Genomic DNA, 24,850 nt, shown 5'->3' on the forward strand with positions numbered 1-24,850 from the left:
GCTATGCCACCATACCAACAAGCTGTTTTCCAGCCTCTTCAAGCAAGGCGATGACTTGCTCTCTTGTCACAGTGGGAAATCCATCCAAGAAATCGTCTATGGATTCTCCCGCTTTGAGATAGTCCAGAAGCGTCTGCACGGGAACCCTAGTTCCAGCAAAAACTGGGGTGCCACCCATAATCTCAGGGGATGCGCTAATAATTGAGAAGTCAGTAATCATAAGTCTTCGACCTCCTGGTTTCATACTTAACAGTTTATCAATTCTTGAGGGTTTAGCATTGATACTGCACGCCCATTATTTGTCGAAGAAGGCAATCACGGGAAAATTGTGGCGATCGACCTCGAAACCGGCGACTTTGAGGTTGATGCGAGTGAAATTGCTGCTTGCGATCGCCTTGAAGCCACTCACCCTGACGCTCAAATCTGGATTGTCCGTATTGGTTCCCGTCATGTACATCGATTCGGCGGACGCACGAAGAGACCCGTATGATATCCGGAATCGTCAACGCGAATAAGGTTGGTTGAGTCCGAGAGTTCACTTCTTCGGCGGGTGAACGGAGTAGTTAGACTACTAAACCTTTAAAGCAGCCGACGTGCTTGTAAAATCTGTTTTTGCCACAGCTCGAAATTCTGTATATTTGAGCTACCATCTCTTTCAACGATCGCCCTTATTTGCTCCATAAGCTCGATCGCCAGCGGTACGCCAAGCTGCAATTGCTCCAAAACCTCCCGTTGAGCAAAAACGGTTTCCGGTGTTCCTTCTAAAATCAGTTGTCCTCGATCCATTACAAACACCCAATCAGCCCAGCGGTAGATGAAATCGAGGTCGTGACTTGCTAAAAGGATCGTGGTTCCGGCGCTGTGAATTTGTTGGAGTAAACCGATCAGTTGTCGGATGTGACGCGGGTCGAGATAGGCGGTAGGTTCATCTAGCAGCAGCAGTTTGGGCTTGAGAACCATGATATCGGCGATCGACACCCGCTTTTTCTGCCCCAAACTGAGATTGTGAATTGGTTCGCGGGCGAGTTCGCTTAGATCGAATTGGTCGATCGCCTGCTGTACCTGTTGAGCAATTTCGGATTCTGTCAAGCCTAAATTGTACAATCCATAGGAAATATCTTCTTCTACCGTCGAAGCTACTAATTGATGTTCGGGATTTTGAAAGACGAGTCCGATTTGTTGGCGCAGTTGCATCAAAGATTTGCGATCGTAGCGGAATGGTTCACCTTGCCAGCGAATGAAGCCATGTTGCGGTTGATATAAGCCATTTGCTAACAGGAAAAAGGTAGTTTTGCCACAGCCGTTTTGACCGATCAGCCCGCAGCGTTTCCCGGCGGGGACTTTGAGGTTTAAACGCTGAATTGCCACTCGCGAACCGCAGGGATATGAGTAGGAAGTGCGATCGAATTCGAGAATCCATTCAGACATATTCGTTATTTTTTATTTTTTATAGCCTTGTTCCCAGGCTCTGCCTGGGAATAAATACCGGGAGGCTCTGCCTCCAATTACCGATTACAGATTCCCAATTTCCCTTGTATTTGTGTCAGTTTTCATCTGTTTTTGACAACTGCCAAAGTTGAATTTCATAACAGAGATGTTGCTCAAAAAGTTGGCTCGCCTCCAATCCTTCAATAACCAGCTTTTTGAACCAGCGACGAAATATCCAGCGCAGGAATGTGTGGACGGGGGGAACTGCGATCGCAATTAAATCTGCAACATAGATCATCGTATTCAGTCCATACCTGCGGAAAGTATCGACATACAAATCGATTGTCGGTACAATATGAGCGGAAATATCCTCAGTTTTCACTAAAGTGAATCCAGCCTGCTTTAATGCTGCATGAAGTTCCGTAACAACATGACAATTAGAGAACATTCCCTCTTTATAATTAGCATCAGAACGCAGCATATCGGCAAGCAGCACGTAGCCACCCTGATTGAGGATTTTGGCGGCACCGTTAGCAATATCAACAGCCGACATATACTGGCTACTTTCGCTAAAGAGAATAAGATCGTAGAAATGGGTTGCTTTGAAGTCTTCAAACCTCGTGAGGTGGAAGATTGCCCGATCGCCCGTACACTTAAGAAAGCGCTGTTGTTGGAACGGATCGGGTGCGAGCCCTTCCACTGCAAAACCTCGATCGAGCAAATAAGCCGCATTTCCGCCAATCCCGCAGCCCACATCCAGTATCGTATGAGTGCCTTTGGGGATCGCATCCAACAGTTTTACAGTATAAGCTTGCTGAGCGATGCGCAATCGGGCGATCGTTAGTTCGTCAGCGGGCACAGGTAGGGTTTCCCAATAGCCGTAGTGAAGGTAGGGCGAATCTGTCAGGCCCAAATAGTAATTAAGCGCTGCATTTTGGTAGCGAGTTACCTTGGAAATTTCGATTGATTTTGGCTTCGACATTCGGAAAATTTAGTAAGTTTTAAGATTTCGGGCAGAGTTGAAATTCTTCCCAGCGCTTGCATACCTGTTCATAGCACTCAACAGGAGAAATTGCCAAATTTTGCAACAAATTGATATCAATCTGACCGTTGGCGATCGACAAAAATATAATTGCTTCCTTGGGCTCGTAGCTAGCAATGATTTGGAGCAGATTTGAAACAGTATTTTCCTCTACTTCTAGTTGTTGCAAATAAGCAGTTGCATACAATTGGGAAATAAAGTGCAGATCGTACTTGATAGTATCTACGCTCCAATTCACAGAACCGTTAATGGGAGTATTGATTTTGCAAGCAACCAAGCCTCGTCCTCGATGCAAAAAGCCATTCCAAGCAGTATGTCCGATCGACAAAATATTCTGGTGAATAAACAAGTTTTGCCAGTAGCCAAAACTACCCTGCCAAACACTATCTTCGATTCGCATTTTTTTTAGTTTCCCGCTGCCTAAAATTTCGTTATTGTCGATCGGGAAACGGAGCACAACAGCAGATTATTTGTAAAAATATTGAACTCACCATCATCTATACCTCGCAGATGAAAAACAACAGGTAAACAAATCGGCGGGCATCCTGACTCAGAGATGCAATGATCTCATTACAGTTGCGGGACAGCGCCGGATTCGCACCGAACTTTCCCCCTTGCGTCTGATGGCTGTTTTTCATCAGAGCCGATCGATATACCGGAATATTACCACTATTTGGGATATTTGACAAAAAACTGTCCGCCTATTCACCAAACTCAATATTTTCATACAAATCGGCCAGCGAAATTTCCACAGCAACAGATGTTAAACTGAGCCGATCGCCCATACAGCTATATTCCGAAAAAATCCACTTATTCGCATCAGTTTTAGAATATTGCTCCACCCGTAGCCGATATTGATCGATTAATAAATACTCCTGAAAACTAGGAATACTGCGATAGGCAGCAAACTTTTCATCGCGGTCATAAGCTTTAGTACCTTTAGACAGCACCTCAGCAATCAGCAGAGGATTGGTAATTGTATCCGTCCGTCCAGATTGCAGCTCGATCGGTTTCGCAACCACCATCACATCCGGGTAAGTATAATTATTAAGCTGGGGAATCCACAGCCGCTGATCCGAACTAAAAGTCCGATATGGTTTCCCTTTTAACGCCAGTTTCAGCGCAACAACTAAATTAGTGGTAATTTCATTGTGATCCGGTGTGCCGCCAGCCATCAGAACAATCTCCCCATTGATAAATTCATGCCGCTCCTGAGAATTGATTTCCAATTCTAGATATTCCTCAGCCGTGTAGGTTTTGGTTTCAACTGGCGCGATCATATACAACGCTCTCCTTTAATCTACTCATTTTAGTTTATATTAAAAATTTTGCTAATTCAACAGAAAAGTAGATTTTAATCATGCTAATAAACAGGCAAGATGCCTGTTCCACAAAGAGGGAATTTTCAGGTGGGGTGGGCAGGAGATCCCACCCCTGAAAGGCTGTTGAGAATGTGCAAGATGGGAGTGCGATCGCACTTAACCAACTTACCGCAGCGGGACAAAGTTATAACCAGTGCTTCCTCCTTGTTTAACTTGCACTAAAATCGGCTTACCCGCCCGATCGCCCGTGGGCAAAAACTTCACATCCTCGCTGGCTCCTAGTGTTGAAAAACTCGCATTTCGGAGTGCTTGTTGCAATCCTTCCCGCGTATTGCTTTGCCGCAAGCCAGCGATGACAGCTTGAGTCGCATCAAAACTCGTTGCTGTTCGCCAATTCACAATTCCTCCCCAACGCTGGCGGGAATTTTCTGGGAAACGGCTACCGGGATTAGTTTCAGGATGCCAGGGAACGGGCAATACTAAGCCGTTAACGTCGCTTTGTCCGTCTTTTAATGTTTGAATGGTGTACATTGTGGTGCTGCCGTAGAGTGGCAATTTGCCTCGATTAATGCGAGCCAGAGAAATCGCACGGTCAATGCGATCGACGTGGGGTGCTACCATCAATCCTTGTGCACCTTTGCTGACAGCATCGGCGATCGCACTTTCGGGATTAAAAGAAGGGATTGAAAAGTCGCAAACAGTCGGAACTAATTTGCCTCCAGCAGCAGTAAGAGAGGCCACAAATTCATCTTTAAAGGAGATGTTATCGGGTGCTTGGGAGTCGTAACAAATGGCAATATTAGTTTTGCCTGCTGTTTTGACTGCATATTCTGCTAAAGGAGCGGCCATTAAGCTAATATTGGGTACTGTCCGAAAGATGTAGCTGCCAAATCCTGATAAATTATTGGCCAAGCTCGTGGGTGTCACCATTACCAGTTTTTCTTGCTGATATATCGGAGCAGCTTCGAGAGATGCGTTGCTAGCATTGTGTCCAACTACTGCTAGTATATTCTGATCTTTTGTCAATGTCTTTGCAACTTCTCTGACCACTTCTGGACTGTTGTCATCGTTGACTATTTCTACTTGCAGTTCTGCGCCGTTGATGCCACCGCTAGTATTAATTTCATCCTGAGCTTGGGCAACACCTCGAAGGATTTCTTGGGCGACATTGGGGTTGCTACCAATGGGGACGCTGACAGCAATTTTTAAGGAAGAACCATTGCTGGCTCGGGCATTATTGAAATAGATTATGGTTTCCGGGTCGTTGCGATTTTGTTGCAGCGATTTCTGAAAATATTCGGCGGCAGATTGGTAATTTCCCTCAGCAAAAGCTTGAACTCCTGCTTGTTTTGCTGCTGTTGTTTGGGATGTCACCAATATCCGATTTCCTAAACTGATGCGATTTGCGATCGCTCCCGATGCGCTCGTTGCCGATGTAGATGTAGATATAGGTGTATTTGAAGTTTTGGCATTCAATAAACCGGGAAGGAACTTGTATGCGCCAAACCCAATTAAGCCGATGGCAATAATAAAAACAATGGGCGGTGGGGTATTTTTTTTGTTAGTATCTTGATACATGATTTTCTCTCTGTATTTTGATACTGTAATTATTCATTCAATTACTGTTCGTGTCAATTCATATAATTCATTAATTAAGTTCATAAAAGTCATATTTGTAATAGCTGTTGGAGGAAGTGCGATCGCCCTTATTCAAATCTAGCCCGCTAAACTAACGATAATACGAGAATTATCAACAATAGGACTTACCCACCGACGATCGGAAACCGGGTTTTCTACTGCATCTGCGATGCTCTAACGAAGTATTTTCGTAAAAAACCCGGTTTTTGGGCCCCCATGCTAAGTCCCAAGAATAAATTTAGCGTTGAAATACTGCGCTTAAAATGGTTAAAACCGTGCAACCAAACACGGCTTCCAATGTATATCTTCGCGAAGGTTTATAAGGGGAAGAATGCCAAACGCGCAGTTCTCCATTAAAGCCGCGCGACGCTAAACTCAAGGAAACTTGACGGTAGTTTTCCAAAGTTCGCTGAAGCAATTGCCCGATTAAAATGCCTAAACTCTGCATTCCCCGCTTCCAAGTGCGGTAGCCACAGCGCGAGTTTTGGGCTATCCAAAGTTCATCGGCGATCGCCAATAAGCTAAAAATAAACCGATACATTAGTAATAGCAGTTCTGTGACTAACTCTGGACAGCGTAATTGTCTGAGAATCTGCAAAATTTCGGTAAATGGAACCGTCAAGAGGATGAAATACATACAGCTTGTCGATGCGAAGGCGCGGGCAAATAGCAAGCTCACTTGGTATATCCCAGTGCGGCTCACATAGAGATAAAAAGTGCCGATGCTAATACCCCAACCTCGCCAGATATCCCACTGAATTGCGGGGATACGATCGCCCGCAACCGCACTCATCGCCAAAGCAGGCAAACTTGTCAGCAAAAATATCAACGGTAGCGACAGCAACCGCAAATACAGTTTCCCCGGAATACCCGCATAGACGACGATCCAGACAGCCAACCAAAGGGCGATCGACAACTGGACGATCGCCCCAGAAACCAGAGAAAGAATTAACAGGGCGATCGCAAAGGATAATTTGTGGATTGGCGGCAACCCGCGCAAGCGATTTGTATAAGCCAGACTGTCAATCTGATGGTTCATTCTGACGGCTATTCATCATCAGATTTTTGTCGCTGCGATCGCCCCTTATACAACCCAATGACGTACCCAACTACGCCAGCCCCGATTGCCGCTTGAGACGCAAACAATAGAGTTGAAATTTCTCCGCTAGCCGGCTCAAACAAGTGATTAAACCAAGGTTTATAATCCGGTTGAATTTCCGTAATTGCTTTCTTAGCTTGGTCATCGGCACCGCCATATTCACCTCGCACAAAAACGAGAGGAAACGCTGCCAAAACCATCACCGCGCCAGCCAACAGCCAATTTTGCCGCGAAATGGATTGGTGATTTTTTGTAGGTTTTTGATTCACTGCTTATGACTCCTGTCTCAATAATTTCAAAGTTTCCAACTCCGGCTTCCCGTAAGAATGCAGCCAATTCCACACTAATACAGTCAGCAATCCCTCACTAATAGCCAGGGGTACTTGAGTGATAGCAAAGATGCCAGCAAACTTGATAAACGAAGCCATAAAACCGCCGCTTGCTGCGGGGAAAGCTAATGCTAATTGAATCGAAGTCGTCACATAAGTCAGCAAATCTGCCAAAGCCGCCGCACAAAAAATTGCCGCCCGCTGGCTACCAGTTCGCAACAGCAATTGATAGATAAAATAGGCAGCGAAAGGGCCGACAATCGCCATCGAAAACATATTCGCTCCCAGCGTTGTCAACCCACCATGCGCTAACAGTAACGTTTGAAAAAGCAGCACTAAAGCACCGAGTACCGCCATCACCGAAGGGCCGAATAAAATCGCACCCAAACCCGTACCTGTTGGGTGAGAACAACTGCCCGTTACCGATGGAATTTTTAAAGCAGAAAGTACAAAAGTAAACGCACCAGCTAAAGCTAGCAATAGTTTAAGTTCTGGGTGTTCTTTTGTAATGCGAGTAATTGAGCGCAAACCTACTGCAAAAAAAGGCAACGCCACCATCCACCAAAATGCCGCCCATTGCACCGGTAAAAAACCTTCCGAAATGTGCATAGCTGCGGCGGGCGTTGCCGAGGCCAGGACAATATAACAACTCAAGCCAGCCATCAATCCCAAGCTGACCAATTTCCGATTTCCGGTCTTCACGCTGAACCTCGCAGATGAGACAATGTAAATTAACACATCGGCGGGCATCCTGACTCAGAAAGCGACATCACTTTCATTACAGTTGCGGGACAGCGCCGGACTTGCACCGAACTTTCCCCGTTTCCTCTAACGGCTGCTCCCCATTAGAACCGAATCGTTAGCCTTAGTATAGTCGATCGCGTAAGTCTCAGCAAATATTTTACAAAAATTACATCAGATTAACTAAATCAAAATTACCTATCATCTTCTCTTCTCTTCCTTCGCGTCTTTGCGGTTCGTTCAATAAATACTATCGCCAAACAAATCAACGGTATAATATTAGTAATTTTTGAGGAAAGCCGCAATGTTACAGTACAACTTGCCGAGGAACTTGCCCTCCGCCGATGAACTACCAGACTCAGATGAAACACCTGTGGATAACGAACTGCAAGAACTAATACCGGGATTGCTAAAAGCAATCTTGCTGATACTTTGGTCAGAGCGCATGGATTGGTTTTTTGGCATAGATATGGGTATCTATTATCACCCCGATAAACCTGCCATTGTGCCAGATGCTTTCTTGAGTTTAGGTGTAGAAAGGTTTTATGATGAAGAATTGCGTCCCAGTTACGTGCTGTGGGACGAAAATGTTTTGCCGACTTTTGTACTGGAAGTAGTTTCCCCAACTTATCGCAAGGAATACAGCACAAAGTTGGAGGAATATCAAGCTTTAGGCGTACTTTATTACGTCATTTATTCTTCCCGCCGCCGCCGTAAACCCCGTTTGGAAGTACATAAGTTAGTCAATGGGAAGTACGAGTTACAGCCAGGACATCCAGTTTGGATGTCAGAAATTGGTTTGGGGATTGGTTGTGAAAGGGGAAATTATTCTGGGGTGACAAGAGAGTGGTTGTATTGGTATGATGCCGATGGAAAACGTTATCTGACTCCTGAAGAACAGGTGAAAGAATCAGCCCAGCGCGCCGATCGACTAGCTCAGCGATTGCGGGAGTTGGGGATAGATCCTGATAATCAGACCTGATGGCAATCAAGAGTACCAGACTGACAGACTTTAGACGCTCAGAAACCGGGTTTTTCAATCGAGATCGATCGTCCTCAACGGAGGATTTTCTGGAAAAAACCCGGTTTCTGCGTCCAGAAATGTGTGAATTTTTATCGCAAAAATCAGGAAAGATGCAGCTAGATTTGGAAAAAACAGAGAGTTTGACGCGAAACATTGAGATGCAGCTCGAAAAGATGAAAATCAGGAGAGGTTATTAAATAATGGTCATGGATCTGCGTTCTTACGATGTCATCTGTTTTGGTGATGAAGTTCCAGGAGTTCTAGCTGTTATCTCTGCCTCCAGAGAATATCTTCGCCGAACAAAGCGTTATCCGCGAATTCTACTGATGTCGAAAGCAAGCTTGCAAGAAGGAATTGGCGGACATTTGGTAAGAGGCGGTCTTGCTTATTTAGATAGAAGTCAGATTAGTGAAGAACTTCAACAATCTTTAAAGTTAGATATCTTTGGTTCACCGGCGACAATCTATAAAGAATTCTTACAAAAATCCGGCGTTAAGGCAATTGCACTTGACCCCCGCAAAGCCAGTGCAGCGCTGAAAGAAATGCTGGTACAAGCTGGGGCAGATCTCCTCAGCAAAGTAGAAATTAAATCAGTCACTAAAGCAGGCCAAAAAATTGCCAGTATAACCACCTCTCAAGGCGTAGTTTATGCCGGCAAGCAATTTATTGATGCCACTGTCAATGCCGAATTAGCTCAAGCTGCTGGTGTGAAAAAGCTGAAGGGATTTGAAACATTTGGTCTGCCTAATTCAGAACTTCCAGTCACCCTCGTTTTTGAAACTCAAGGACTCAGTGCAAGAGCACTGAAAGAATTCGATTATATTTATCTAAAACGCTTTACCAACCTGGCCGATGCAGAGAGTCAAAAATTTTTGCTGTACGCTGCGGACAAGGATGCCAAACTAGCAGAAGAACTCCGGCGGGAAATGAGGGACACTAAAGGCAATCTCAAAACTTTGTGGGCGGGTAACGATTACATCGATGTTCGCTCGCCGGCTCTATCTGTAGCTTACCACTCCTTTAGAGGAAGAAAACTATCTTTTTCTGAAACAGGCATAATTTTAGATGAGGGAAATATAGCAATACTTCCCAATGACAGACTTTCGTGGAATGCGCTTTTATTCGCAGTCACCGCCAGCGAAGCGGAAGCCTTAGCTAGAAGCGGGAGCAAACCCACGGCTAATATGCAAAGAGAGATGTTATTTATTACAACTTGGCTGAAGAGTTTGGGGGCTACTTCTGTTACTTATGCCTCAGAACTTTATATCCGACACGCGGGCAATGTGACGGGAGTTGTAGAACCTTTAACTGGGGCACAAATGCTGTTAGGTGGCGTACCTGCTAATGAAGCGCTGGCAACATTTAGCTATCATTTTGATGTACGCGGAGGCATCCAGGGTATTCGCGACAAAGCAACTCGTCTAGGATGGTTTAAAAGTCTGAGTTTTCAACACCCTATCTTTAATATTGGCATCCGCCACGCATTAATTAAAAACGTTCCTAACCTGGCAGTGGTTAGTCCGTGTTCTGGATTTGAAGGGTTTGCCTGCTCTGTCGGCAGAATTGTGGAATTCAACGCCGCAGTTGGTCAAGGTGTTGGTATCGCTGCGGTTAATGCCATTCTAAATAACAAAAATCTAGCCGATGTATCTAACCGAGAAGTGAGACAAGTTCTCGCTGAAACAGGTCAGTTACCTAAAATTTTTGGAACTCCAAATAATGGTGATGCAATGCTATTGGCGCAATTCGAGACTCTTGCCAGTTCGGATGCTATTGCGTAATATCAATTTCAATAAACAATGCAATAGTAGGTTTGGCCCGGGGAACGAAACTCAACACAACCGTTTTTAGCAAGAAATGAGTAAAATTGCTATTAATATTATGTTCTTTAAAACGACAACAATCACGTTGGTTTGTAATGACGACTTTAATCCCGAGCAAATTCTGAGCACTTCTGTCGTCACTAAAAACCTATAACGGTGATTTTACCGGAAATTGTACAATACCTCGATCGCCTGCACTGAATTATTGTGCTGCGCGGCACTAACCTGTTAAACAACTTTTCAACTTGAGACTTCGCTTGATTTTTCCAGCTTGCTTTCCCGCACAAACAAGAAAAGCGGGAAAGCACATGAAAACGAAACAAGCACACCCAGAAGTACGTACAGCCCTACAAAACTTATATCCAATCGTTTTGACTCAGCGTACATCCAAGTGCTTCCTGCTACAGTTGCGATCGACAAATCTAAACTTACCGATTTCGCAGCAAGATTAGCCGAACTCTCGTTTACAAAGTCAAGCAAGCCAGCATTGCTAAAAAACTGCAAATTATAGTACCAAGGCAGCACAAGTCCCAGAAGTGATAGGATGAGATAAATGATTCGCTTAACGATCATAATTACCCGACCTGTTCTTCGAGCAACTGTATTACCCTACTCGCTAACAACCAATCCTTACTTCTTCTGCGGGCACTTCGGATGAATCCCCCCCTGGAAACAAATGTAAGCAATTTGACTTTTATCTAAATTCTTAGCCTCTGCAAAATCAACTCCTAGGAATCGACCCGATTTACTCCCGGTCGGACTTTGAATAAATTGCTCTGAAGCTGCTTTCCCCAGAAACACAGCGCCTTTAAAATTCGCTCCCGCTAAATTCGCGCCCCTAAAATCAACCGAACTCACCTCCGCATTCCGAAAATTCGCATCTTGCAACCGAGCATCTCTTAAATTCACGTTGGCGAGTTTAGTCGAACTCAAATCGGCATTTTGTAAGTTCGCGCCACTCAAATCAGCACCGGACAAATCAGCACCTTGCCATTCCGATTTAGACAAGTTTGTCAAGGACAACTGAGCACCTTGAGCCTTCACTTTGCCCAAACGTGCACCTGACAAATCCGCTCCAGACAAATTCGCGCTTCCTATATCTGCACCAGTAAAAATTGCATTTTTTAACTGTGCTTGCTGCAAATTTGCTCCAATTAAAATAGCACTGCTGAAATTAGCTGAGTTCAAATTGCCGCTTGACAAATTAGCTTTGTTCAGGACAGCGCGCACAAAAGTAGTCCGGTTCATTACAGCACTGTTCAAAGACGCCCCGGTCAAATTTACTCCTTCCAAATTAGCGCCGCTCAAGTCAGAAACCCAATCGTCAAATGTAGCCGGACGCCTGTCTTCGCCTGTGCCGTAAAAGCGAGCTCCCTGAAAGCTGGCATTGGTTAAATTGGTATTTCTCAACTTAATTCCCGACAAGTCAACTTTGTTTAAAACTAAAGTAAACTGAGACGGGCCTGCGGGACTTTGAGCTAAATCCGTGCGGCTCAGATCCGCGCCGTTGAGCTGGCTGCTATACACTGTGAGAATTTTGCCGATCGCCCTTTGTACTGTTCGCTGGCGGGCCGCCGCTAACTCCCGTTCTGGGGCCTTGCCGCCAAAGCGCAGGGAATCGAGGTCGTTGCTGAGAGCTTGGTTCAACCGCTGCAAGTCAGGCAAAGCTTTCGGCCCGCTACTGACTAAAGCTTGCTGGATCGCGTCCAACATGGCGCGGTTGTCTTCTTGAGCTAGCAAATCCGCTAGCAGGGGTACGGCGCGGGAGTCTTCCACCGCCCCCAAAGCCAAAATAGCCGATCGCCTGCCGGATGCCCCGCTAGCCGATGTGGGAGACAGTTTGCTGACTAAAGCTACAAATAATTCGTCGTTCCGCTGCCGCGAATCCCGCATATTTGCTTGACTTTGAGTGTAGATGAGAGTGCCGACAAACAAAGTTAAAATCAATCCGGCGCTGCCGATGGTAACTATCACTAAAGTTGTGCCTGGGTGTTGGCGCATCCAATTCCACAAACTGGCATTTGCTTTCAAGCCGGTTTGCGGAGTCACAACCAAAGCCGCAATCTGCGCGTCTTCCTCAGTCCAATCTGGACTATTGACAGGATTGGCAGACTGTTCATTCGATCGAGCGTTGACCACCAAAGTATTCGCGAGGCGATCGTGTCCCGCTTGCCGTTTGTAACGCCACGCAACCGCGCCGTCTGCGAGCACTGCCAAGCTGCTCAGCCCCCCTAAAATCAGCAAATCTGGAAACGCACCCGTCAAGCGCCAAATGCCGTAAGCGACGCCCAGAGGCACTCCCCAGCGCCCTAAAGTTTCGCGAATTAGCACTTGCCCAAAACCCGGAGGAGTACCAGACGCTGTGACAACTTTGACGCCGAACCAGCGTTTGGGGAGAGTTTGACCGGTTCTGGCGAGCAAAAACAGTTGCCACCCCGCTAAAACTGCCGGTGCCAGCAGCGCCCCTGACCAGAATAGATTAGTTAGGGGTGCGACTCTGGGGTTGCGATCGCGCACCGGTATGCCCAAAGTACGGGCGACTGTTTCGGATGCTGCTGCTACTGAGGGATTGAGCGGCACACTTTGAGATTCATTGTTGACCAATGCCCCGATACTGAAGGGAACGAGGGCGCTGGCCGCAATTAACGAAATTTCCACGGCCCAAGCGCCGCACCTGCGAACCAGCAGTGGCATTTGCTTGGATTGTCTTTGCCAAGACGGATCGGGTTGATTGATGCCGCTGGGCGCGGTGGGGCTAGCCATATTTAGAAATTCCTATTATTTGTCGTTAGTATTTGAGGACTGGGGGGAAATTGCCAATTTATACGCTATGTAGATTAGCACTCCGAGAACGGCAAGAGTCATCAGCGCTGAAATTAGCTGTACGACGCTATTGAAGACTGTCAGGACAATTATCGCTCCGACGGCAAAGGCTGCCACCTGTCCCGGTTTGGGGAGTCTTTGAAACTTATCCAGTAATTGATTGTATAAGGTTCCGAGGGCTTGATAGCTGTCAGAATTTTGTGCGATCAGCGGCGATCGTTCTACTTTAGCTTTTAGTTCTCCGAACGCTTGCTGCCAATTGAAGTTATTTTGAGGATTCATAAAAAAATTCGGAAGTTATTTTAGATTAATGTGTTTGGAACCGCCATTATCCCCTACCGTCAAAGAACTAGAACCAAATGCCATTGTGTGAGGAAACATGAAGATCCATTATCCGGGCGATCGCGGCAAACTGTGGTTTAGTCCGATCGTCACCCTAGCCTTGGCAATGATTTTAGCGGATGCCGGTGCCCTTCGGAGCCAACCGCTACAAATTGCTCCGGGATTTCCCGAACCGCTGGGAGTTTCTGGAGTTTCCGGCGGCCCGAACAATAGTGGCGACTGCGGTTTTGTGTCCCAAGCACCCAACCACGTCATCGAAGTAACGCAGGATTTGCCTTACTGGCGGATTGCAGTACAAACCGCTGGAGCTCCGAGTTTGATGATTCAGGGGCCGAGGGGGCGTTTCTGCGTCCTGCCGGCGAATTCTGCTGCGGGGAATGTAGAATTTTCCGGTTATGGGGACAAGGGGACTTATGTTATTTTTGTGGGCGATCGATCTCAAGGTCAACACCCTTACTCTCTTTCTATTTCCCAAAAGCGAAATTAACCATACAACCAGATTAGGACGCTTGCTGTGAGAAAATGGCTTTTTTGCGATCGTCAAGAAGCCTGCTTTTTAACAGCAAGTGCGTTAACTAGAGATTTCCTATCAATTTTGTATTTGGTTTTTAGCCCACTGGCGAAACAATCTGAGAGTTTGACTCGTGCCCGCTGTTTGGCTTTGTTCGCAATATTGAGAAATAGCTTCAATAATTGGCAGATTGGGAAAAGTCGGACTAATTTCAGATTCAACATATTTCCCATCTTGAAGCACATTAATCTGAAGCTTCTTATTTTCATAGCGCCATATTTCAGGTACTCCCAAAGCTTCGTAAGCATCGAGTTGAGTTTTGGAAGTTATATCGACTTCAATTGCTAAGTCAGGCGGCGGATCGACAGTTAAATCTATCCGCTTTTTACCAATCATTAGAGCATAATTTTGAATGTAAAAGCAGTTGTCAGGTTCAATTCCTTGTAACATATTTTTTCGCTTAAAAGTCGTCGAACCAAAACATTCTCGATCAATTTCAAGTTCTTCAAGTAATATTTTCACCATATCGCCAATGATTTCCTTATTGAATTCATGTTCTGGTATAGCAATCCTAATCTCCAAAGTTCCTTGACTGTAAGCTATTCTAGAGCCACGGTGTTCTCCCAACTCTTCTAAAATTGCTTCAAATTCCTGCCAGTTGACATCATTGAACAGCACTCTATGTCCTGGGGGTACACTGATTTGCCTTAATTGCACCGTTACCATTTCAACCTCCGATTTATTTAAGTTTATTATAACTGATACCATCTTTTAAGTTGATTGTGTACAGCACCCCCTCAACTTAATTTACTGGTAACTCTCGCCAAAAATCGAGCTGTCTAATCTGCGTTTTTTTGCTGCTTGTAAAGTTCCTTAAACTTGCGCTGCTGCTCGTTGTGGTCTACGATTGGAGAGGGATAAGGAAGAAGTCGGCGTTCTAAAGGCGAAAGATTTCCTGTTAGCAAAAGTTTAGTATCAACTCGGCGCAATTCTGGAACCCAGTGCCGAATATATTCCCCTTCCGGGTCAAATTTTTGAGCTTGACTGGCGGGATTGAATATTCGCAAAGGTTTCGAGTCCATGCCGCTGGATGCGCTCCACTGCCAGCCGCCGTTGTTAGCAGAAAGATCGCCGTCTATCAATTTTTGCATGAAGTATTTTTCACCCCACTGCCAGTTAATAATTAAATCTTTGGTGAGGAAGCTAGCGACTATCATGCGGCAGCGATTGTGCATCCAACCTGTCTGATTTAACTGTCGCATTGCCGCGTCAATAATAGGATAGCCAGTTTTGCCCCGACACCAAGCTTGAAAAAGCTTTTCATCGTTCTCCCACGGAAAGTCTTTGAATGCTGGACGGTAGGGGCCGTCTGCTAGTTCTGGGAAGTTATACATGGCGTGTTGGTAAAATTCCCGCCACGCTATTTCCTGTTGCCAAGTCCCGATGCTTGTACACGCTTCTTCGTTGCGGCAAGTTTCCATTACTATCTGGGTAGCTTGCCAAACCGTGCGGATGCCAATTGCACCAAATTTGAGGGCGGCGCTGAGTTGGGATGTGCCGTTAGTTGCGGGGAAATTGCGCTGTTCTTGATATTCGTAAATTGCGATCTCGCAAAATTCTTCTAATTTTTTTTTCGCTGCATCTTCTCCAGGTTCTATGACTAATGGGTTTTCCCAAATAAATCCTAAACTAGAGGCAGTTGGCAGTGTTTCAATTGCACCTGCTTGGTTGGCGATTTCTTGTTCTTCTGCGGTTAATCCGGTCATTAATTCCAGATAAGTTATCGGCAGTGTCTCTACTGGTTGGGCTTTGGGTTTACTGTTCCATTTTTTCCAAAATGGTGTATAAACTGTGTAGGGAGTCCCTGTACCGCTGCGAATTTCATCTGGGGCGTGCAGGACTTGATCCCAGAAATTTTGAACTTGAATTCCTGCTTGTTGGAGGGCGCTTGATACGGAAAGATCGCGCTGTTTTGCGTAGGGTTCGACATCCCAGTTCCAAAATACTGCTTGAGCATTTATCGCTGTTGCTAATTTCGGTATTCCTAGACTCGGGTCATCTTGAATTATCAGCAATTGGCTGCCTGCTTCGCTGTAACGCTGCTGAAGTTTTTGCAAGCAGCCGATCATGTAGGTGACTCTGGCTGGCGCTACGTCATCGCGATTTAGGATATTGCGATCGAGACAAAAAATCCCGACTACTTTAGGGCTTTGCTGGCGCGCTGCTGCTAGTCCGATGTTGTCAGAAATACGCAAGTCGCGGCGGTGCCAAAATAAAATTAGATCGGACATTCGATTTTAGATTTTAGATTTTAGATTTTAGATTTTACAGTCCCGGACACACGCGGGGTAAAAAACCCGGTTTCTAAGTTAAGATTTATCGGTTTGATGCACGATTATTATAAGAAACCGGGTTTTTTTCGTCAGTCCTATTTAAGTCAAAAATGGACGCGCCAAGAAAAAGCTAGAAATTGATTTCGCGTCAATTGGTTCCCCAGCTAAGATAGCTTTTTCTAATTCTTCCGGGGTGAATAAAACTGTCTCCATGTCTTCATCATCGTCATGTGCTGGTGGCTTTTCCAGTTTTTCCAAATCTTGGGCTAAAAAAGCATAAATGATTTCGTCGGAATAACCGGGGGCGAGAAAAAATTGCCCTAAGTTCTGCCATTTTCCCGCGCGATATCCGGTTTCTTCTTCGATTTCGCGTTTAATAGTTTCGGCGGGATTTTCATTGATTTCTACCGTACCAGCGGGAAATTCTAAAATTCGCCCTTTTGTGGCAAAGCGGTATTGTCGCACCAAGACGAGTTTACCTTCGGGTGTGACGGGAACTGCAAGTGCTCCGCCCGGGTGGCGAATACATTCCCACTCGCCTTCGGAACCGTTGGGAAGGCGGAGGGTGGCTACGTCAAAGTTAAATTTCCGCCCTTGGTAAAATAGGCGCTGTTTGAGGAGTTGGGGTAGTTCTTGACCGATCGACATAAGCAAGAAGCGAATAATGTTAGAGAGCACTGATTTAAGACATCATAGGCGATCTCATAGGATTTTAGATTTTAGATTTTAGATTTTAGATTGGGAATGACTGATAACTATCACAGTTTGGAGCTTACCTACGGTTGCATTTTTTGGAAAACTGGTACGATCCCTGAACTGTGCTAAATTTTTACAGTGGTAATTTTTGCACTCCGGAACAGTCTGCGGTTTGCAGGAGTTGGGCGATCGCACTTTTCGTCACCGGATGCACCCAATTCGGGGCAATTTCTGCTAAAGGTACTAATACAAAAGCTCTTTCGGTCATCCGGGGATGAGGTAGAGTCAGTGTCGGAGTTTCTAGGATTAAATTGTTGTACAGCAGCAAATCTAGGTCGAGGGTTCTCGGCCCCCATTTTTCTCGGCGAATTCGATTAAATTTTCTCTCAATTTCTAATAAATTTGCTAGCAATTGTTCTGGTTCTAGTGCAACTTCTAGGATTGCACAGCCGTTGATGTAATCGGGTTGCGGCGGCCCCACGGGGGCAGTTTGATACCAGCTTGAATGGGATTTTACTGCGATTTCTGGGGTGTTGTTGAGGGTTGCGATCGCGCTTTTGAGTGTGGCGAGGGAGTCGCCTAAATTGCTACCGAGGGCGATCGCACATTTTGTTAATTTCATAAAAAAGAAGGAAGAAGGAAGGAAGAAAGAAGAAGGAAGAAGGAAGAAGGAAGAAGGAAGAAGGAAGAAGGAAGAAGGAAGAAGGAAGAGAGAAGAGGGAAGAAGGAAGAGGGGAGAGGGAAGAAGGAAGAATAAAGAAAGATTTATTTATCTAGCCTATAAACCTTATTTTCGGCAAAATCTAATTATACAAAATATTATTTTAATCCTAGCTTAATTGGGTGTTAATTTTTATTGATTATGATTGACAGATGTCAGCATTTAGTTAAAAAAATAATGAGTTTGCACCGACGCTTATTTTCAGCCTGGATTTTGGCAACGGTCATTTTTACCGCAAGTATATCAGTATCTTTAGCAGAAACTAAGGAAAGCTATCTTACCCTAGAGTCGAACGGCAGTCAATCTTTTGGGAGTTTAATGCAGCAGGCGGAAGATTTAGCGAAAGAGTCGATCGCCCGCCAGTTTCAAGAAAATCCGGCATTAACAGAAGTTACAATCATCATTACAGCCGATCGCAGCCGACAAAGAGTTCCGGTTTTGCGATCGAGAGTATCCCGCCGCGACTGGCACAAAGATGCGAGAATTGAACAGTGGACTAGATATTTTGCCGATGCTCAATTGCTGCTGGGATTCAGAGACGGCAATACTTCGCCCGCAAATTCTGGGTTTTCGCAAGCGATCGATGTACCTGCGCCCAGCCGATCGGCATCCCGACAAAACGATCCGGGTTTTCGAGATGATTGAAATAGTGGTAATCGGGCAGGCGGCATGGGGCATTGGTAACAAACAACAAACAACCAATAACCGCTAAAAAATAACCACTAACAAATCTATTTAACTTATTATTAACCCAAATAAAATGTGATTTTAATTAACCTGAAGGTTAACTCCCCTTAATTTAACAGTGATAAAGTTGCATACGGAATCATTTGATTAGGGAAGTTGGGTTGAATAAGGAATTTATGTCTAAAATAACTCGCCGACAACTGTTAATTTTCTTCGGTAGCAGTGCAGCTACTACTGTGCTTGCCCCTCAACTAACTAAAACACTATTCGGCATCAATTCCACCTCGGCAGAAGCTGTTGTCAGACCGCTATCTTTCACTCCGTTAAGACTTCCTCACCCGCTGCCAGTTTATCAAGAATTGTCCAGCTTCATACCGACGGGCCTAAACGGACAGGGCACCGTGATGGCCGCCTCCCAGAATACTAAATTAACCAGCTACAGCGTTGTTGACGATGTGGTTGTGCCGCCGGAATACGAACGGTACGTGATTCTCCGCTGGGGCGATCGAGTTTTCCCAGATCCGGCAGACTATTTCGGCTACAACAACGACTACACCGGGTTTGTAGGTCTTGGCGGCAGCAGTGACGACGGTTATCTCTGGGTTAACCACGAGTACGTATCCTTCCCGATGTCGAAAATGGCACCGGAAGCGCCGTCTGATGTGGCATCATTTCCAGCAACGGATCGCGCCGTCCTCGGTATAGACTTATCCGTAAAAAATCGGGCTACCCTCGGCGAATTTCTGTACAATCTCGGTGGTTCGATCGTCCGCATTACCAAACAAGCTGATGGACGCTTTGGGGCGATCGCCCGCGACTCCCTCAACCGCCGTATCCACGGACTTTCCGGCCTCGCAATCAACAGCCAGCGTACCGACAAATACAAAGATGTGACTTCCTGGGGCACCAGACAAGGCGACGATAACTATCTCACAGGCACGGGCCCCGCAGCCACCCAAGTCTTCGCGCAAGTCAACAGCGACGGACTCGGAAACCGCATCATCGGCACAGCCTACAACTGTTCCGGCGGCACAACCCCTTGGGGCACAATCCTCTCCGCCGAAGAAAATTTCCAGGGTAGCGAACTATTCTTCGTGGGAGTTCAAGAAAACGTCAAACCCAACGGCGGCCAAACCGGCTACGCCAAGGGCACTACGGGTGAGGAATTCGGCTTAGTCGGCGAAAAATACGGCTGGATGGTAGAAGTCGATCCCCAAGATCCGAATTTCCGCCCCCGGAAGCACACGGCTTTAGGCCGTTTCCGCCACGAAAACGTCGCGATTCGCGCCGAAGCAGGTCGCAAATTAGTAGTGTACATGGGGGACGATCGGCGCGGCGGACACACCTGGAAATTTGTCAGCAGCGGTACTGTCACAAATCCCGCAGATAAAACCAACAGCCGATTATTTGAAGACGGCGTTTTGTACGTTGCCCAATACAACCGCAACGGTGTGGGAAGATGGCTGCCCCTGACATTAAATACGCAAACCAATCCGGTGAGCCCCCAAAAAGTGGGCGAGGCCGAATTGGCAAGTTTTGGCAAAGCTCAAAGAGATGCAAATACTCGCTTGCCCAAACGCGCCGGAATTGCAGGTCAAACCGAAGATGGCGGTTCTTTTGTGATGGATACAACTAATGAAGCAACAGCACTTCCGGGCTACAAAAATAAAAGTCTTGCTAATTTCTACACCAGCCAAGGTGCGGTTTTAGTTGATGCTTTTCATGCCGCTAATTTGATTGGCGGTACTCCGACGGCGCGGCCTGAAGATTTGGAAATTAATCCTACTACTAAGGAAGTTTTCATTTCCTATACTGACGGCGCACCGGGTAGCGACGGTTATCCAGATTCTCGGATTTTTACTGTTGCTAAATACACTGCCGCCCTCAACAGCACTCAGCAGTCTGGAGGAATTTATAAAATAATTGAAGATAGTTCCGACGGTGCGGGTTTGACTTTCCGCTGGCAGCGTTTTGCTCAAGGTGGAGAAGCGGGTTCGGTAGCTGGGGCGGGATTTGCTAGTGTAGATAATTTGGTTTTTGACACTCAAGGTAATGTTTGGGGTGTCACTGATATCTCTACTCCCACGCACAACGGTTTTGATATCGGTGCGGCTGGAAAGCCGACGGCGATCGACCATAAAAAGACAGGAAATATATCGGATTTTACGGGTGTTTTCGGCAACAATTGGCTGTTTTACATTCCGACTTCCGGCCCGAATGCAGGAAGTGTAATTCCGTTTGCTCAAGGGCCGAATCGGTGCGAAATGACGGGGCCGACTTTTGTCGGAGATACGCTGTTGCTTTCGGTGCAGCATCCTGGGGAAGATTGCCCGATCGATGATGGTACTGTTCTCAGTCGGCAAATTGAAATGTTGGATTTGAACGGTGCTGTTTTTAATCAGACTCGTAGTGTTTCTCGCGGCAGTTTGTGGCCGAGCAATATTGAGAACGATCGGCGCCGATCGCCGATGCCGTCGGTGATTGGAATTCGCCGCGTGCGATCGACCACAACGGGTCAGTTTGTTTAAAGCGCTTAGTTATTAGTCATTAGTCATTAGTCATCGCTAGGGTGTACACTGCGAGCCTTACGCCTTGATTGATGACTGATGGTTTTTGAGTTTTATATTAAGTATTTTTACAGAAAAATATGACTATTATGACGGCAAATAATGATAAATAAGACCTTAAGCTTTAGGTAAAAACTTTTTAGTAAGGCTAAGCTGGAACTCCTAGGACAAATTAGCCCTGCTCAAAAAAATGCTTTATTCATTTTTGTCCAAATCTCAAGTCAAAGTCCGCGTTTTAAAACAGTTTGCAGCCGCTGTTTCGGCGTCTTTAGCTTTTAGTGCAATTAGCAGTTTGAAACCCTCGCCAGTATTAGCCGCTAGCAATATCCCCCTCGCAAATGAAACCTCGACTCAGTTAGTCGCAAAACCTGATTCTAGCTTGCAGTTAGGGCAGTTACGCAGCACTGTTCCCGTGCAGACAATGCAGCTCGATCCGGGCGGATTTATTCCGATCGCGATCGGCGGTATGATAATTATTCTGGTGCTGCCGCTATTTTTTGGCGGATTGGTAGTAATTGGCGATCGCGAAGTTGGCATTGTCAGTAAAAAGTTTAGCTTTGACGGCAAGTCTTTACCGCCCGGAGATTTAATTGCCTTAAACGGAGAAGCGGGATATCAAGCTGATACTTTGCCCCCCGGTTGGCACTGGGGTTATTGGCCTTTGCAGTACAACGTTCGCAAAGAGTCTCTAACTGTAGTTCCCCAAGGTGAAATTGCTCTCATTATCGCAGCAGGTGGTCAGTCAATTCCACCGCAGCGCATCCTCGGCAAAATCACAGAATGCGACAATTTTCAAGATGCTCGCAAATTCCTCCTTGGCGGCGGCGAAAAAGGTAGGCAACTCGGCATCGTGACTGGCGGTAGCTATAGAATTAATACAGCATTATTTACAGTAATTACAGCGGCTAATGCTGCCAAACACGGGATGACAGCCGAACAGTTGAAGCTGTACACAATTGCCCCAGATAGAGTGGGAATTGTCACAACTTTTGACGGCGTTCCGATTCAAGATGGCGAAATTGCCGGCCCGATTATTCCGAATCACGACAACTTCCAAAACGCGCAAAAGTTTATCACCGCTGGCGGGCGGCGCGGTTTGCAGGAACAGGTTTTGCTTTCCGGTTCGTGGAACTTAAATCCTTGGTTTGTCGGGGTTGACCAAGTAGCGATGACCGAAATCCCGATCGGCTATGTCGGCGCGGTTATTTCCTATGTCGGCAAAACCTCGGAAGATGTGAGCGGTGCTGCTTTCACTCACGGAAATTTAGTAAATGTCGGCAATAAAGGAGTTTGGGTGACACCTCTTTATCCCGGGAAACATCCCCTGAATACTCGCATTTTAAAAGTAGAGTTAGTGCCGACTACTAATATAGTATTGAATTGGTCTGGCAAAACAGAAAGGCACAGTTACGATTCTAAACTTTCGTCTTTAACCGTGCGTTCTCAAGACGGGTTTGCCTTTGATTTAGAAGTAGCTCAGATTATTCACGTTGGAGCCTTGGATGCTCCGAAAGTCATCTCTCGCGTCGGTTCGATGCAGAATTTAGTTGACCACGTTTTGCAGCCGACAATCGGCAATTATTTCCGCAATTCGGCTCAAGCTTATTCTGTATTAGATTTTCTCTCCGCAAGAAGCGGCAGGCAAGCGGAAGCCGCCGAGTATATCAAAGCAGCTTTGCGCACCTACGACGTGCAGGCAATTGATACTTTAATCGGGGATATTTTGCCACCCGCAGAGTTGATGCAAACTCAAACAGATCGCAAAATTGCTGAGGAACAGTGCAAGACTTATGAGGTGCAGCAAGTAGCACAAACTCAGCGGCAACAATTGGTGCGAGAAACGGCGCTGGCCGAGATTCAACAAGAGATGGTGAAATCGGAACAAGGCGTGAAGATTTCTGAGTTGAAAGCGAATTCTCAGGTGAAACAAGCTCAAGGGGAAGCTGAGTCGATTCGGGTGAAGGGAAATGCTCAAGCTGAAGCTTATCGCGCGGGTGTTGTGGCTTTGGGAGGTTCCGGTTATACGGCTTTGCAGTTAATGCAAATTATAGGCGATCGCAACGTGCGAGTTGTGCCGGATGTGGCGGTAACAGGCAACGGTAGCGGTGGCGGTTTGGTTGATGGTTTGCTGGGAATGATGATGTGGAATCAAACGAGCAAGAATGGAGAAAACGGCGGGGAGTTACCGTTAGTTAATTTACAGAAATCGGAACCAGCGGCCAAGTTATCGGTAGCCAAGGTGAATTCTGTTAAGCCAACCGTTGCGAAGTCTGATAGTGTTGCAGAGTCTGATATGGCTCCGCTGTTTGATGAATTGCCGTTTGACGATCGATCTTTTAGTTAGGCTGTGCAGTTTGTAGTGAGAACGATCGTCCTCTATTAAAGCTTTTAGTCAACATGGACTAAATTCCTTACTACAAACAATTTTAGACAGCATTACCAACAACTTGATGCAGTGGAAAGAAAACAGCCGGCGAGACACTGAAAAACTCTGCAAGTTTTTGTATGTGTTCAGTTGTAAGTTGACGCTTTTCATGGAGGATATCTGAGACAATAGACTCGGTTTTAAAAATAGGAACTAGGTCTTTTTGTCTCAGGTCAAATTCTTCGATTAAAGCTTTTAACAGTTCTATCCCATAAATGTCAGGTATGGGTTCTAAAGTTTGCTCGTATTCATAAACCAGAGTTCCAAGTACGTTTAGATAGTCGCGTTCGTCTGAAGTCAGTTCGCCTTTGTCCAACAGAGAATCGATCGCTTTTTGAGTTGCCATTAATTCCTCCTCAGCCGTTATAGGTCGGGGAGGAAATGTTTTGAGTAGTTCGATATAAGCGCTAGAGTTGTTCATGTGAGTATCCTATATTAAGAAAGGACAGGAATTACGCAGCTCCTCAATATATGTATGGTGTGAGTGTAGGGGCAATTCCCCGTGGTTGCCCCTATCCCTAGGATTATTTGGTAAGTTTTAAAAGGAGAAAATTATCATTCATACCACGGGTCTTTTTTCCATTTATCTTCGTCATATTCTTCATGAGTAAGTACAGAGCGAATAAAAATTTTTTTAGGTCGATATTCATAATCTATGAACGTAATCAGTCTGTAATTATTACCTCTGATGTTAAAAACAGTAAAGTTGCCAACTCTATCGGCTGAGGAAAAAACTGCTTTCACTTCAGCTAAATTTGACCACTCTGCTGTAGTTGCTAGTTTGTACCAAGAGCGCAGACTTTTTTCGGCATCAGGATACTTTTCCCAGAATTTCCTGAGTGCTGATGCAGAGATAACGTGCATATAGTTCCTGGATAACAAACTAATTTACGCATCGATTGGACTCTCGCTAGAATCATTTTAATTTCATCTTAGCAAATTGCGAAGTATTTTGTCAACTCCGATTTGCAGTACAATCGATCGATATTGCATCTGAGGAATCTCCCATGTCAGAACCGTTTTCCACTGAGATTAGCGATCGCATCTGCACTCACATGAACGAAGACCACGCTAGTGCTGTCGTGCTATATGCTCAAGCATTTGGCGACCAACCGCAGGCAACGGAAGCTCAAATGCTCGCTATTGATGCCAACGGCATGGATTTAACCGCTAAAGTTAATGACGAAACAGTGCCTGTCAGAGTAAATTTCGATCGCACTTTAAAAGACGCCGAAGATGCTCACCACACTCTCATTGAAATGGTGAAACAAGCTCGAAAAGTTGCTAAGTAGTCAATTG

At 45.8% G+C, this 24,850-nt stretch carries 27 protein-coding genes and 2 riboswitches; of the genes, 8 read left to right on the forward strand and 19 right to left on the reverse strand.

Annotation, left to right across the window (positions count from 1 at the left end):
* Position 1: 1 nt before the first annotated feature.
* The 10 genes from QUA54_RS16190 to QUA54_RS16235 all read right to left on the reverse strand — a co-directional run bounded on the left by QUA54_RS16190 (position 2) and on the right by QUA54_RS16235 (position 7,521).
* Positions 2-220, reverse strand: coding sequence for a DUF433 domain-containing protein (locus QUA54_RS16190; RefSeq protein ID WP_333415426.1), 219 nt, complete (start codon positions 218-220; stop codon positions 2-4).
* Between the two features lie 75 nt (positions 221-295).
* Complete coding sequence (locus QUA54_RS16195; RefSeq protein WP_333415427.1) at positions 296-451, reverse strand: hypothetical protein; 156 nt, start codon at positions 449-451, stop codon at positions 296-298.
* A gap of 128 nt (positions 452-579) precedes the next feature.
* Entirely contained in the window at positions 580-1,428 is an 849-nt protein-coding gene (locus QUA54_RS16200) for an ABC transporter ATP-binding protein (protein WP_333415428.1), read from the reverse strand.
* A 115-nt stretch (positions 1,429-1,543) separates the two neighbouring features.
* Positions 1,544-2,410 (reverse strand): methyltransferase domain-containing protein, encoded by an 867-nt coding sequence (locus tag QUA54_RS16205; RefSeq protein WP_333415429.1) that lies wholly within the window; start codon positions 2,408-2,410, stop codon positions 1,544-1,546.
* Between the two features lie 19 nt (positions 2,411-2,429).
* Positions 2,430-2,870, reverse strand: a complete 441-nt coding sequence (locus QUA54_RS16210; protein WP_333415430.1) for a hypothetical protein — start codon at positions 2,868-2,870, stop codon at positions 2,430-2,432.
* 118 nt (positions 2,871-2,988) lie between these two features.
* Positions 2,989-3,133: riboswitch (cobalamin riboswitch) on the reverse strand.
* Positions 3,134-3,171: 38 nt separating this feature from the next.
* Entirely contained in the window at positions 3,172-3,750 is a 579-nt protein-coding gene (locus tag QUA54_RS16215) for a Uma2 family endonuclease (RefSeq protein ID WP_333189904.1), read from the reverse strand.
* Between the two features lie 207 nt (positions 3,751-3,957).
* Positions 3,958-5,370 carry an ABC transporter substrate-binding protein gene (locus QUA54_RS16220; RefSeq protein WP_333415431.1) on the reverse strand — a complete coding sequence of 471 codons (1,413 nt, stop codon included), beginning with the start codon at positions 5,368-5,370 and terminating at the stop codon, positions 3,958-3,960.
* 298 nt (positions 5,371-5,668) lie between these two features.
* Positions 5,669-6,469 (reverse strand): cobalt ECF transporter T component CbiQ, encoded by an 801-nt coding sequence (gene cbiQ / locus QUA54_RS16225; protein WP_333415432.1) that lies wholly within the window; start codon positions 6,467-6,469, stop codon positions 5,669-5,671.
* Between the two features lie 8 nt (positions 6,470-6,477).
* Positions 6,478-6,798 (reverse strand): energy-coupling factor ABC transporter substrate-binding protein, encoded by a 321-nt coding sequence (locus QUA54_RS16230; RefSeq protein ID WP_333415433.1) that lies wholly within the window; start codon positions 6,796-6,798, stop codon positions 6,478-6,480.
* A 3-nt stretch (positions 6,799-6,801) separates the two neighbouring features.
* Positions 6,802-7,521 (reverse strand): energy-coupling factor ABC transporter permease, encoded by a 720-nt coding sequence (locus QUA54_RS16235; protein WP_333189938.1) that lies wholly within the window; start codon positions 7,519-7,521, stop codon positions 6,802-6,804.
* A gap of 61 nt (positions 7,522-7,582) precedes the next feature.
* Positions 7,583-7,729, reverse strand: a riboswitch (cobalamin riboswitch).
* A gap of 174 nt (positions 7,730-7,903) precedes the next feature.
* On the opposite strand from QUA54_RS16235, the gene QUA54_RS16240 reads away from it, so the two are divergent.
* Both QUA54_RS16240 and QUA54_RS16245 read left to right on the forward strand, forming a co-directional pair.
* Positions 7,904-8,581, forward strand: coding sequence for a Uma2 family endonuclease (locus QUA54_RS16240; RefSeq protein WP_333415434.1), 678 nt, complete (start codon positions 7,904-7,906; stop codon positions 8,579-8,581).
* Between the two features lie 248 nt (positions 8,582-8,829).
* Positions 8,830-10,404, forward strand: coding sequence for an FAD-dependent oxidoreductase (locus tag QUA54_RS16245; protein ID WP_333415435.1), 1,575 nt, complete (start codon positions 8,830-8,832; stop codon positions 10,402-10,404).
* A gap of 282 nt (positions 10,405-10,686) precedes the next feature.
* Here QUA54_RS16245 and QUA54_RS16250 read toward each other — a convergent pair whose 3' ends face one another.
* Genes QUA54_RS16250 through QUA54_RS16260 form a run of 3 tightly spaced genes read right to left on the reverse strand, consistent with a single transcriptional unit; the run spans position 10,687 to position 13,551 of the window.
* Positions 10,687-11,019 carry a DUF2834 domain-containing protein gene (locus QUA54_RS16250; protein WP_333415436.1) on the reverse strand — a complete coding sequence of 111 codons (333 nt, stop codon included), beginning with the start codon at positions 11,017-11,019 and terminating at the stop codon, positions 10,687-10,689.
* A 57-nt stretch (positions 11,020-11,076) separates the two neighbouring features.
* Entirely contained in the window at positions 11,077-13,209 is a 2,133-nt protein-coding gene (locus QUA54_RS16255; RefSeq protein ID WP_333415437.1) for a pentapeptide repeat-containing protein, read from the reverse strand.
* A 15-nt stretch (positions 13,210-13,224) separates the two neighbouring features.
* Positions 13,225-13,551 (reverse strand): hypothetical protein, encoded by a 327-nt coding sequence (locus QUA54_RS16260; protein ID WP_333203698.1) that lies wholly within the window; start codon positions 13,549-13,551, stop codon positions 13,225-13,227.
* Between the two features lie 97 nt (positions 13,552-13,648).
* Here QUA54_RS16260 and QUA54_RS16265 point away from each other — a divergent pair, with 97 nt between their 5' ends.
* Entirely contained in the window at positions 13,649-14,098 is a 450-nt protein-coding gene (locus tag QUA54_RS16265; protein WP_333203697.1) for a hypothetical protein, read from the forward strand.
* Positions 14,099-14,200: 102 nt separating this feature from the next.
* Here QUA54_RS16265 and QUA54_RS16270 read toward each other — a convergent pair whose 3' ends face one another.
* The 4 genes from QUA54_RS16270 to folK form a co-directional block, all read right to left on the reverse strand.
* Positions 14,201-14,848 carry a Uma2 family endonuclease gene (locus tag QUA54_RS16270; RefSeq protein WP_333415438.1) on the reverse strand — a complete coding sequence of 216 codons (648 nt, stop codon included), beginning with the start codon at positions 14,846-14,848 and terminating at the stop codon, positions 14,201-14,203.
* A 113-nt stretch (positions 14,849-14,961) separates the two neighbouring features.
* Positions 14,962-16,413, reverse strand: a complete 1,452-nt coding sequence (locus tag QUA54_RS16275) for an FAD-binding domain-containing protein (RefSeq protein ID WP_333415439.1) — start codon at positions 16,411-16,413, stop codon at positions 14,962-14,964.
* Positions 16,414-16,554: 141 nt separating this feature from the next.
* Positions 16,555-17,103: an NUDIX hydrolase gene (locus QUA54_RS16280; RefSeq protein ID WP_172186119.1), complete on the reverse strand. Its 549-nt coding sequence runs from the start codon at positions 17,101-17,103 to the stop codon at positions 16,555-16,557.
* Positions 17,104-17,284: 181 nt separating this feature from the next.
* A complete protein-coding gene (folK, locus tag QUA54_RS16285; RefSeq protein ID WP_333415440.1) occupies positions 17,285-17,773 on the reverse strand; it encodes a 2-amino-4-hydroxy-6-hydroxymethyldihydropteridine diphosphokinase in 489 nt (162 codons plus the stop codon).
* On the opposite strand from folK, the gene QUA54_RS16290 reads away from it, so the two are divergent.
* The 4 genes from QUA54_RS16290 to QUA54_RS16305 all read left to right on the forward strand — a co-directional run bounded on the left by QUA54_RS16290 (position 17,736) and on the right by QUA54_RS16305 (position 23,470).
* Positions 17,736-17,990, forward strand: a complete 255-nt coding sequence (locus QUA54_RS16290; protein WP_333415441.1) for a hypothetical protein — start codon at positions 17,736-17,738, stop codon at positions 17,988-17,990. The two genes, folK and QUA54_RS16290, sit on opposite strands and share 38 nt — an antisense overlap.
* A 59-nt stretch (positions 17,991-18,049) precedes the next feature.
* Complete coding sequence (locus QUA54_RS16295) at positions 18,050-18,517, forward strand: hypothetical protein (protein WP_333415442.1); 468 nt, start codon at positions 18,050-18,052, stop codon at positions 18,515-18,517.
* Positions 18,518-18,735: 218 nt separating this feature from the next.
* Positions 18,736-21,087 carry a PhoX family phosphatase gene (locus tag QUA54_RS16300; protein WP_333415443.1) on the forward strand — a complete coding sequence of 784 codons (2,352 nt, stop codon included), beginning with the start codon at positions 18,736-18,738 and terminating at the stop codon, positions 21,085-21,087.
* Positions 21,088-21,316: 229 nt separating this feature from the next.
* Positions 21,317-23,470, forward strand: a complete 2,154-nt coding sequence (locus QUA54_RS16305) for a flotillin family protein (RefSeq protein WP_333415444.1) — start codon at positions 21,317-21,319, stop codon at positions 23,468-23,470.
* Between the two features lie 82 nt (positions 23,471-23,552).
* Here the strand turns inward: QUA54_RS16305 and QUA54_RS16310 are convergent, their stop codons facing one another.
* Positions 23,553-23,972 carry a transcriptional regulator gene (locus QUA54_RS16310; RefSeq protein WP_333415445.1) on the reverse strand — a complete coding sequence of 140 codons (420 nt, stop codon included), beginning with the start codon at positions 23,970-23,972 and terminating at the stop codon, positions 23,553-23,555.
* A gap of 134 nt (positions 23,973-24,106) precedes the next feature.
* The gene (locus QUA54_RS16315; RefSeq protein WP_333415446.1) at positions 24,107-24,415 is read right to left on the reverse strand and encodes a type II toxin-antitoxin system HigB family toxin; all 309 of its coding nucleotides are present in this window, start codon (positions 24,413-24,415) and stop codon (positions 24,107-24,109) included.
* Between the two features lie 143 nt (positions 24,416-24,558).
* Between QUA54_RS16315 and QUA54_RS16320 the strand changes: the two genes are divergently transcribed.
* Positions 24,559-24,843, forward strand: a complete 285-nt coding sequence (locus QUA54_RS16320; RefSeq protein ID WP_333136317.1) for a DUF2470 domain-containing protein — start codon at positions 24,559-24,561, stop codon at positions 24,841-24,843.
* The last annotated feature ends 7 nt before the right edge of the window (positions 24,844-24,850 follow it).

Origin of the sequence: Microcoleus sp. MOSTC5, from assembly GCF_036701825.1 — a bacterium.
GTDB classification, from domain to species: domain Bacteria; phylum Cyanobacteriota; class Cyanobacteriia; order Cyanobacteriales; family Microcoleaceae; genus Microcoleus; species Microcoleus asticus.

Coding starts and splice junctions, on each gene's coding strand:
- QUA54_RS16190 (WP_333415426.1), bottom strand. CDS start 220: ATGATTACTGACTTCTCAATTATTAGCGCATCCCCTGAGATTATGGGT.
- QUA54_RS16195 (WP_333415427.1), bottom strand. CDS start 451: ATGACGGGAACCAATACGGACAATCCAGATTTGAGCGTCAGGGTGAGT.
- QUA54_RS16200 (WP_333415428.1), bottom strand. CDS start 1,428: ATGTCTGAATGGATTCTCGAATTCGATCGCACTTCCTACTCATATCCC.
- QUA54_RS16205 (WP_333415429.1), bottom strand. CDS start 2,410: ATGTCGAAGCCAAAATCAATCGAAATTTCCAAGGTAACTCGCTACCAA.
- QUA54_RS16210 (WP_333415430.1), bottom strand. CDS start 2,870: ATGCGAATCGAAGATAGTGTTTGGCAGGGTAGTTTTGGCTACTGGCAA.
- QUA54_RS16215 (WP_333189904.1), bottom strand. CDS start 3,750: ATGATCGCGCCAGTTGAAACCAAAACCTACACGGCTGAGGAATATCTA.
- QUA54_RS16220 (WP_333415431.1), bottom strand. CDS start 5,370: ATGTATCAAGATACTAACAAAAAAAATACCCCACCGCCCATTGTTTTT.
- cbiQ (WP_333415432.1), bottom strand. CDS start 6,469: ATGAACCATCAGATTGACAGTCTGGCTTATACAAATCGCTTGCGCGGG.
- QUA54_RS16235 (WP_333189938.1), bottom strand. CDS start 7,521: ATGGCTGGCTTGAGTTGTTATATTGTCCTGGCCTCGGCAACGCCCGCC.
- QUA54_RS16240 (WP_333415434.1), top strand. CDS start 7,904: ATGTTACAGTACAACTTGCCGAGGAACTTGCCCTCCGCCGATGAACTA.
- QUA54_RS16245 (WP_333415435.1), top strand. CDS start 8,830: ATGGATCTGCGTTCTTACGATGTCATCTGTTTTGGTGATGAAGTTCCA.
- QUA54_RS16250 (WP_333415436.1), bottom strand. CDS start 11,019: ATGATCGTTAAGCGAATCATTTATCTCATCCTATCACTTCTGGGACTT.
- QUA54_RS16255 (WP_333415437.1), bottom strand. CDS start 13,209: ATGGCTAGCCCCACCGCGCCCAGCGGCATCAATCAACCCGATCCGTCT.
- QUA54_RS16260 (WP_333203698.1), bottom strand. CDS start 13,551: ATGAATCCTCAAAATAACTTCAATTGGCAGCAAGCGTTCGGAGAACTA.
- QUA54_RS16265 (WP_333203697.1), top strand. CDS start 13,649: ATGAAGATCCATTATCCGGGCGATCGCGGCAAACTGTGGTTTAGTCCG.
- QUA54_RS16270 (WP_333415438.1), bottom strand. CDS start 14,848: ATGGTAACGGTGCAATTAAGGCAAATCAGTGTACCCCCAGGACATAGA.
- QUA54_RS16275 (WP_333415439.1), bottom strand. CDS start 16,413: ATGTCCGATCTAATTTTATTTTGGCACCGCCGCGACTTGCGTATTTCT.
- QUA54_RS16280 (WP_172186119.1), bottom strand. CDS start 17,103: ATGTCGATCGGTCAAGAACTACCCCAACTCCTCAAACAGCGCCTATTT.
- folK (WP_333415440.1), bottom strand. CDS start 17,773: ATGAAATTAACAAAATGTGCGATCGCCCTCGGTAGCAATTTAGGCGAC.
- QUA54_RS16295 (WP_333415442.1), top strand. CDS start 18,050: ATGAGTTTGCACCGACGCTTATTTTCAGCCTGGATTTTGGCAACGGTC.
- QUA54_RS16300 (WP_333415443.1), top strand. CDS start 18,736: ATGTCTAAAATAACTCGCCGACAACTGTTAATTTTCTTCGGTAGCAGT.
- QUA54_RS16305 (WP_333415444.1), top strand. CDS start 21,317: ATGCTTTATTCATTTTTGTCCAAATCTCAAGTCAAAGTCCGCGTTTTA.
- QUA54_RS16310 (WP_333415445.1), bottom strand. CDS start 23,972: ATGAACAACTCTAGCGCTTATATCGAACTACTCAAAACATTTCCTCCC.
- QUA54_RS16315 (WP_333415446.1), bottom strand. CDS start 24,415: ATGCACGTTATCTCTGCATCAGCACTCAGGAAATTCTGGGAAAAGTAT.
- QUA54_RS16320 (WP_333136317.1), top strand. CDS start 24,559: ATGTCAGAACCGTTTTCCACTGAGATTAGCGATCGCATCTGCACTCAC.